The 7622-nt window shown below is 66.8% G+C and carries 7 protein-coding genes and 1 pseudogene; 1 reads left to right on the top strand and 7 read right to left on the bottom strand.

The features are described 5' to 3' along the window. Window positions 1-592: pseudogene (locus QZ753_RS19390) on the bottom strand (leucyl aminopeptidase family protein); the annotation flags it as partial. Window positions 593-690: 98 nt separating this feature from the next. Here QZ753_RS19390 and QZ753_RS19385 point away from each other — a divergent pair. Further along, window positions 691-1572 (top strand): tetratricopeptide repeat protein, encoded by an 882-nt coding sequence (locus tag QZ753_RS19385; RefSeq protein WP_294646192.1) that lies wholly within the window; start codon window positions 691-693, stop codon window positions 1570-1572. 26 nt (window positions 1573-1598) lie between these two features. Here QZ753_RS19385 and QZ753_RS19380 read toward each other — a convergent pair whose 3' ends face one another. From QZ753_RS19380 to QZ753_RS19355, 6 genes are all read right to left on the bottom strand, one after another. Next, entirely contained in the window at window positions 1599-2177 is a 579-nt protein-coding gene (locus tag QZ753_RS19380) for a glycosyltransferase 61 family protein (RefSeq protein WP_294646191.1), read from the bottom strand. Then, a complete protein-coding gene (locus QZ753_RS19375; RefSeq protein WP_294646190.1) occupies window positions 2131-2781 on the bottom strand; it encodes a hypothetical protein in 651 nt (216 codons plus the stop codon). Before QZ753_RS19375 ends, QZ753_RS19380 begins: the two co-directional genes overlap by 47 nt. A gap of 4 nt (window positions 2782-2785) precedes the next feature. Further along, complete coding sequence (locus tag QZ753_RS19370; protein ID WP_294646189.1) at window positions 2786-3775, bottom strand: type II secretion system F family protein; 990 nt, start codon at window positions 3773-3775, stop codon at window positions 2786-2788. 64 nt (window positions 3776-3839) lie between these two features. Further along, window positions 3840-4841 carry a type II secretion system F family protein gene (locus QZ753_RS19365; protein ID WP_294646188.1) on the bottom strand — a complete coding sequence of 334 codons (1002 nt, stop codon included), beginning with the start codon at window positions 4839-4841 and terminating at the stop codon, window positions 3840-3842. Beyond that, window positions 4838-6184: a CpaF family protein gene (locus QZ753_RS19360; protein ID WP_294646193.1), complete on the bottom strand. Its 1347-nt coding sequence runs from the start codon at window positions 6182-6184 to the stop codon at window positions 4838-4840. The genes QZ753_RS19365 and QZ753_RS19360 overlap by 4 nt, the downstream gene beginning before the upstream one ends. A 136-nt stretch (window positions 6185-6320) precedes the next feature. After that, a complete protein-coding gene (locus QZ753_RS19355; RefSeq protein ID WP_294646187.1) occupies window positions 6321-7595 on the bottom strand; it encodes a CpaE family protein in 1275 nt (424 codons plus the stop codon). Between the last annotated feature and the right edge of the window lie 27 nt (window positions 7596-7622).

Below are 7622 nucleotides of genomic sequence, written 5' to 3'. Positions count from 1 at the left end.
CCGCATGAATCATCGGAAAGTTCTCGGCCAAGAGCGCGTCGCCGGTGATCACCGACAGGGCGGCGCCGAACTCTTCGGCCAGCGCGCGGGCAGCCGCCTCGATCCCGTCCGGTCCGAGATCGTTGGTCGGCGTGTTGATGAGGTCGCGCACCATCGCGACCGCGCCGGCGTGAAGGCGGACCCGCGCCTCGTCGGCGCCTTCGGGCAGCGCCAGACGCGCACCCTCCTCTGCGGTCTTGGAACGGTAGCGGTCGAAGCGATAGGCGCCCATCAGGAAGCCCAGGACGGCCAGTTCCGGGTCGAGCCCGTGCCCGTCGGCGAGCGCCCAGTCCCCCGACGGCAAGGCGGTCGCGAGCGCGCCCGCGAGAAGCGCCCGCTCGGCCGGGCTCGCGCCCGCGCCGCCGAGGCCAAGCGCGGCGGAGGCGGGGGCGCCGTCAGCGCCGGGCGCCACGAGGACGCCGCCCGCGCTGCCCTTCCAGCCCATCGCCTGAACCCAGGGCCCGAGCGGCGCGGGCAGGCCGCCGAGGTCGCCCTCCCCCACCGGATGGACGGGTCGGGCGTCGTGAGCGGCGGACAGGAGGCGATTGGTCATCTCACTAAGGTCCTCGCGTGCGCTCCAGAGGATTAAGGGAGCGGTAAGGTTAACGATTTATGGCTGAGACGACAGACTGCACAGCCGGATCGGGACCCATGCGCGCCTTCGAACCCAACCGCCGGCCCGAAGCCTCGCTCGAGGCAGGGGCCTACGCCCGCTCCGCGACCCATGCAAGGCGCATCGCGCTCACCGGCGGCTTCCTGACGCTGGCGCTTCTGGCCGGGTGCAACCAGACCTCGCGCATGCACACGGGCTCGATCGGGCCGTCCACGGCCTCCAGCACCTCGACGGTGCCGCGCGGCGAGCCCGCGCTCTCCGAGATGTCGGCCGACCAGCTCGCCAGCGCGGTGCGGGCCTATGGCGCGCGCTACGAGGGCAATCCGAAGGACAAGGCGAACGGCCTCGCCTTCGCCGCGGCACTTCAGATGAACGGGCGCAACGAGCAGTCGCTCGCCGTGATGCGCCAGGTGGCGATCGCTCATCCCGACGATCGCGACGTGCTGGCGGCCTACGGCAAGGCGTTGGCGGCGGCCGGCGACCTGCCGAAGGCCCTGGAGACCGTGCGCCGCGCGCAGACGCCGGACCGCCCGGACTGGCGCCTCCTGTCGGCCGAGGGCGCGATCCTCGACCAGCTCGGCCAGCCGGAGAAGGCGCGCGTTCTCTACGACAAGGCGCTCGTTCTCGAGCCGAACGAGCCGTCGATCCTGTCCAATCTCGGCATGTCCTATCTCTTGTCGAAAGACCTGCCGAAGTCCGAGACCTACCTCGCACGGGCCGTGAAGCTGCCGGGTGCCGATGCGCGCGTGCGCCAGAACCTCGCGCTGGTGATGGGGCTGCAGGGCCGGTTCGACGAGGCCGAACGCACCGCGTCCGCGGTCCTCAGCCCCGACGAGGCCAAGGCCAACGTCGCCTATCTCCGCCAGATGCTGGCGCAGAAGAACACCTGGTCGGAACTCGCCGCGGAGGACCGCGGCTGAGCCGCGACAGGCATCTCGGCAAGGGGTCAGTTGGATGACGTTCCCACCGTTCCAAACACGCGCATCAGAAAGGTCATAACCAACCGAGTGGCCTGCCGATAATCCGCTCCTTTGGCCCGAAACGCCTCGCGTATGTAGCGTCGGAGGTCTCGCGCTGCAGCAAGGCGATAAGTCCAGGGCTTGATGGGTGGGGGCCGGATTTCGTCCGTCAGCAAGCAATCGGCAAGAGCGTGATAATCCACGAGGGACACATCCAAGTGGACATATTGGAATCGGGTTTGCGGATGATAATACATCGTCCCGATCTGGTTCGGCGCCCCCGCCACACAGAAGCGACGCGCCCTCGGAGACAAGATGCGACGGAAGAAATCGCTCTTGATCGATTTCGGGATCAGAATTGCGGCTTCCAAACCTCGGCGCCCAAGGAGCTCTGTCCCGTGGCACGCGGATCCTTGTGCAAAGATCACGCATTCAGCTTTACGATAGAAGTCCATCTGTTCGGAAAAACAATGAGTTTCGGGATAGAACGCCTTGACGCCGGCTTCTTCAAGCCAGCGCTCAAGAAACGTCTCTCCCAGCAGCCCCCTCCAACGACTGTCTCGCACGGGAGACATACAGTCGTTTCGGGCGTGCGACCTCTCCATAAAGCCGATCAAGAACTTCGTTCGAATGAGCATCGAGAAGGTCGAGATACCAATCGGCGGGATCGCCATGGTGCTGCGAGGCTTGAGGCACGAGATGAAGGCGCTCAATGACCACGTCGTCCAATGCGATGACGACGTCCTCTGCGCTGAGACCGAGAAACGACAGAATGTCTTGGATATGCTGCGGCAATCCCTCGTAGGTGGCATGGGCAGTGTGACCGCGCGCTCCAACAAACAGGAACTTGTGTTTCAGCCCCAGTGAGCGTGCCGGCAGGATCCTGTGAATCATCTCAGCCATAAAATGCCCGAAATGATCGTAGATCGGGCCAGCGTAAATGAGATCGCCAGGGATGAAATTGGTTGGCGATATCTCGGACGAGAAGTGATCGATGACCATGTTTCCGCGATGATGGCGGAACGGTTCGAGGTCGGCTCCGGACAGAATGGGCCCACCTCGATAGCCGATGGGATGCTGCACAATCGGAGCCGTAAACGCCTGCACCTTGGCGTTCTCTATACAAACGTAGGGGATGTGATCCCTTCCGATTCTCTTTGTTCTCTCCATCAGTTCAGCGCTGCATGATCTGGATGACGGCGGGGCCGATGATCACGGCGAAGAGGACCGGCAGGAAGAAGAGGATCATCGGGACGGTGAGCTTGGGCGGCAGCGCGGCGGCCTTCTTCTCGGCGGCCATCATGCGCGTGTCGCGGCTTTCCTGCGACATGGTGCGCAGCGCGACGCCGAGCGGCGTTCCGTAGCGCTCGGCCTGGATCAGCGCGGTGGAGACCGAGCGCACCGATTCCATGCCGGTGCGCGAGACGAGGTTCTCGTAGGCCTGTCGGCGCTCTGGCAGATAGGACAGCTCGGCGCAGACCAGAACGAGCTCTTCCGCCAGCTCGATCGACTGGATGCCGATCTCGTCGGCGACGCGGCGGAAGGCGGCCTCGATCGAATTGCCCGATTCCACGCAGATGAGAAGAAGGTCGAGCGCGTCCGGCCAGGCGCGGCCAATCGACTGGCCGCGCTTGGCCGCCCGGTTCTTCACGTAGAAGTTGGGCGCGTAGAAGCCGGCATAGGCGGCGAGGATGCAGACGAAGATCCGGATCGGAACGGTGTAGTCGCTGAGAAGGCCGATGCCGAAGATGTAGAACGCGGCGAGAAGACCGAAGACCAGCGGCAGCGCGACCCGGCAGAACAGAAACAGCGTCGTCGCCCGCTGCGTGCGAAGGCCTGCGATCTTGAGCTTGGTGTGCGTCGCCTCGTCCATCAGGGCGTTGCGCAGTTCCAGCTTCTCGACGACGCGCGCGGCGAACGAGCGGTCCTGCTCCTTGCGCAGCCCCTTGCCGCGCTTGTTGTCGCGCTCGCTCGCCATGCGCGCCCGCTCTCGCGCGCGAAGCTCGTCCCGCTCCAGCGCCACGGAGCGCATGCGCGTCTTCATCTCGCGCCCGCTCATCAGCGGCAGCGCGATCGACAGGAACGTGGCGAACACCGCGATGGCGACCAGAAGGCCGAGGGCGGCTTCGCTGGAAAGGCCGAGGAGGCTGAGGACGGCGTCCATGGGCGCTGCACCTTGGGAAAGACGGGAGGAGCCGGCGGCACCGCGAGCGGCGCTAAGGGCAGCGTCAGAAGTCGAAGTTGATCATGTTGCGCATGACAACGATGCCGATCGACATCCAGAAGCCGGCGCAGGCGAGGACGATGTTGCCCATCGACGTCGCGAACAGGATCCCGATGTAGTCGGGCGAGGTCAGGTAGACGAGGAAGCCGACGATGAACGGCAGGGCCCCGATGATCGCGCCGGACGCCTTCGCCTCCATCGACATCGCCTGGATCTTGCCCTTCATCCGCTTGCGTTCGCGAAGGACGCGCGAGAGGTTGGACAGCGCCTCGCCGAGATTGCCGCCTGCCTGGCTCTGGATCGAGACCACGATGGCGAAGAAGTTCGTCTCGGGCAGTGGCATGTTCTGGTACAGCCGCTCCACCGCCTCGGTCATCGACAGGCCGATCTGCAGGCCTTCCACGATGCGCGCGAATTCCGACCGGACGGGTTCGGGCGTCTCGGCCGCCACCATGCGCAGCGTGTCGTTCAGCGGCAGGCCCGAGCGGATGCCGCGCACCACGACGTCGATGGCGTTGGCGAACTCCTCCGTGAACTTCTTCTGCCGGCGCTTTCGCATGAAGGTCAGGAACCAGCGCGGCACACCGAGGCCGCCGACGACGCCGAGCCCGGCAGCCAGGAGAAGCGGGGCGCCCATCACGAGCGCGACCAGCATCATGACGAGGCCGAGCGCGATGCTGGCCGAGACGAAGGCGCGCATCGACAGCTTCAGGCCCGCCTGCGAGATGCGCCGGTCGATCGGCACGTTGCGGGTGTGGCGGTTGCGGGCCTTCTGCTTGCCGTCGAGCTCGTCCAGCGAGCTCTGGATCGACTTGCGGCGCTTGGCGACCTCCTGCAGGCGGTCGCGCGCGACGCGCTTGGCGTTCACCTCACTCTCGCTCTGCTTGTAGAGGCCGAGCCGGCTGCGGGCGTTCTTCTCGGTCTGGAGCTTCGGCTCGAGGATGGCGTAGGTGAGCGCGCCGAGCGAGACGGAGACGAGAAGGGCAAACAGGAGGGCGAGGATCATTGCGGCCCCGCGCCCTTGATCTCGGCGGCGTCGAGCGCACGGGCGAGCCGCTGCTCCTCGCCATAGTAGCGCGCGCGATCCCAGAAGGCGGGACGGCCGACGCCGGTGGAGCGGTGGCGGCCGAGGAGCTTGCCGCGCGAGTCCTCGCCGAGGATGTCGTAGACGAAGAGATCCTGCGTGGTGATGACGTCGCCTTCCATGCCCAGCACCTCGGTGATGTGGGTGATGCGGCGCGAGCCGTCGCGCAGGCGCGCGGCCTGGACGATGATGTCGATCGAGCCGGTGACGATCTCCTTCACCGTGCGCGAGGGGAGCGAGAAGCCGCCCATCGCGATCATGGACTCGATACGGTTGAGGCACTCGCGCGGCGAGTTGGAGTGGATCGTGCCCATCGATCCGTCGTGGCCGGTGTTCATGGCCTGCAGGAGATCGAAGACCTCCGGGCCGCGCACCTCGCCGACGATGATCCGCTCGGGACGCATGCGCAGGCAGTTCTTGACGAGGTCGCGCATCGTGATCTCGCCCTCGCCCTCGATGTTGGGCGGGCGGGTTTCGAGGCGCACGACGTGGGGCTGCTGGAGCTGGAGTTCGGCCGAGTCCTCGCAGGTGATGATGCGCTCGTCCTCATCGATGTAGCGCGTCAGGCAATTGAGGAGCGTCGTCTTGCCCGAGCCCGTGCCGCCGGAGATGACGACGTTGCAGCGCACGCGGCCGATGATCTGGAGGATCTCAGCGCCCTCCGGCGAGATCGCGCCGAAGCCGACCAGCTGGTCGAGGGTGAGCTTGTCCTTCTTGAACTTACGGATCGTCAGCACCGTGCCGTCGATCGCGAGCGGGGGCGCGATGACGTTGACGCGGGAGCCGTCCGGCAGGCGCGCGTCGCAGATGGGCGACGATTCGTCGACGCGGCGGCCGACCTGCGACACGATGCGCTGGCAGATGTTGAGGAGTTGCTGGTTGTCGCGGAAGCGCACGCCGGCTTCCTGCACCTTGCCGTTCACCTCGATGAAGGTCTGGCGGGCGCCGTTGACCATGATGTCGGCAATGTCGTCGCGCGCGAGCAGCGGCTCCAGCGGCCCGTAGCCGAGGACGTCGTTGCAGATGTCGGCAAGGAGGTCCTCCTGCTCCGCGATCGTCATCGCGAAGTTCTTGATCGCGATGATGTCGTTGACGATGTCGCGGATTTCCTCGCGCGCCGCCTCGGTCTCGAGGCGCGCGAGCTGGCTGAGGTCGATCGTGTCGATCAGCGCCGCGAAGACCTTGCTCTTCGTCTCGTAGTAGCTGTCGGGGCGGATCTTCGCCGTGGCCGCGGGCGCGGGGGCCGGCTCCGGAGGGCGGCGCATCGGGGCCGGCGCGGCCGCCGGCACGACGGGCACTGCCGCGGGCGCAGGCGCGCGCGACGCGGCCAGCGCGACGGCCGGCGCAGGGACCTTGGCTGGCGTATCGGGGCCGCGCTTTCCGAACATGTTCCCTCCGCGACTAACGGCGGCGCATCAGGCCGAAGAGGCCCGAGCGCGTGGACTTCTGCGCGCGCTTGGCGGAACTGCGTCCCGTCACCGCATGCGCGATCTCGGCGAAGGCTTCCACCGAGGGGTGCTTGGGCTCGGACTCGCAGACCATCCGCCCGGTATTGGCGGCCGTGCCGAACGCCGCCGGATCGAAGGCGATGGTGGCGAGCGGCGCGAGACCCAGCGGCTCGGAGAATTCGGCGATGTCGATCTCGGGGCGCTTGGGCATCGCCGTCTGGTTGAGCACAAGGCGCGGCGGCGCATCATTGGGGCGCAGCCGCTTCAGCGTCTCGACGAGGTTCTTGGCGTTGCGGAGGTTGGCGAGATCGGGCGTCGCCACGATCACGATCTCGTCGATCCGCTGCAGGACGTCGCGTGTCCAGTCGTTCCACGCATGCGGCAGGTCGAGCACCACCGACGGGGTGACGCGCTGGGCCGCCTCGATCAGCGGCGTGAAGGCCTCGGTCGAGAAATCGTAGGTCCGCTCCAGCGTCGAGGGGGCGGCGAGCAGCGACAGGTGGTCGGCGCACTTGGCGAGGAGGCGGTCGAGGAACACGTCGTCCAGCCGGTCGGCCGAGAACACGGCCTCGGCGATGCCCTGCGGCGGGTCCTTGTCGAAGTTGATGTTGGCCGTGCCGAAGGCGAGGTCGAAGTCGGCGAGGATGACGTCGGAAGAGAAGAGCTTGCCGATCGACCAAGCGACGTTGTGGGCGATCGTGGAGGCGCCGACGCCGCCCTTGGCCCCGACGAAGCCGACGGAGCGCCCGAGCGGAGCCGCATCCGGGGCGGCGAAGAGCTGCGAGACGAGACCGATGAACTCGGCGAGCGTCAGCGGTGCGAGGACGTATTCCGAGATGCCGCGGCGCGTCAGCTCGCGGTAGAGCGACACGTCGTTGCAATGCCCGACGACCACGACCTTGGAGCCGGGGTCGCAGACATCGGCGAGCGTGTCGAGTTCGGCGAGGAGTTCGGCCGGGGCTAACTGGGATTCCAGGATGACGAGGTTGGGCGTCGGCGCCGAAGCGTAATGCTCGGCCGCCGCGCGGATGCCCCCGGTGTGAACGCGCAGATGCGCCTTCGCCATGCGCCGGTCGGAGCCCGCCGCCTCGATCGCACCGGCGACCTCCGGCGTCTCGCAGAAGGCCTGGATGGAAATGCGCGGGATCGGACGGAGCGCATCCAGCCGCTCGCGCAGCGTCTCGTCGTCGAGATGGTAGGCCGTTTCGGACGGGGCGAGGAGCGACATGGCGTCTTGGCCTTCCTACCAGCTGTA

Origin of the sequence: uncultured Aureimonas sp. (genome assembly GCF_913775355.1) — a bacterium.
In the GTDB taxonomy this organism is placed as follows: Bacteria; Pseudomonadota; Alphaproteobacteria; order Rhizobiales; family Rhizobiaceae; genus Aureimonas.
This window is presented reverse-complemented; position numbering and strand designations above follow the sequence as displayed.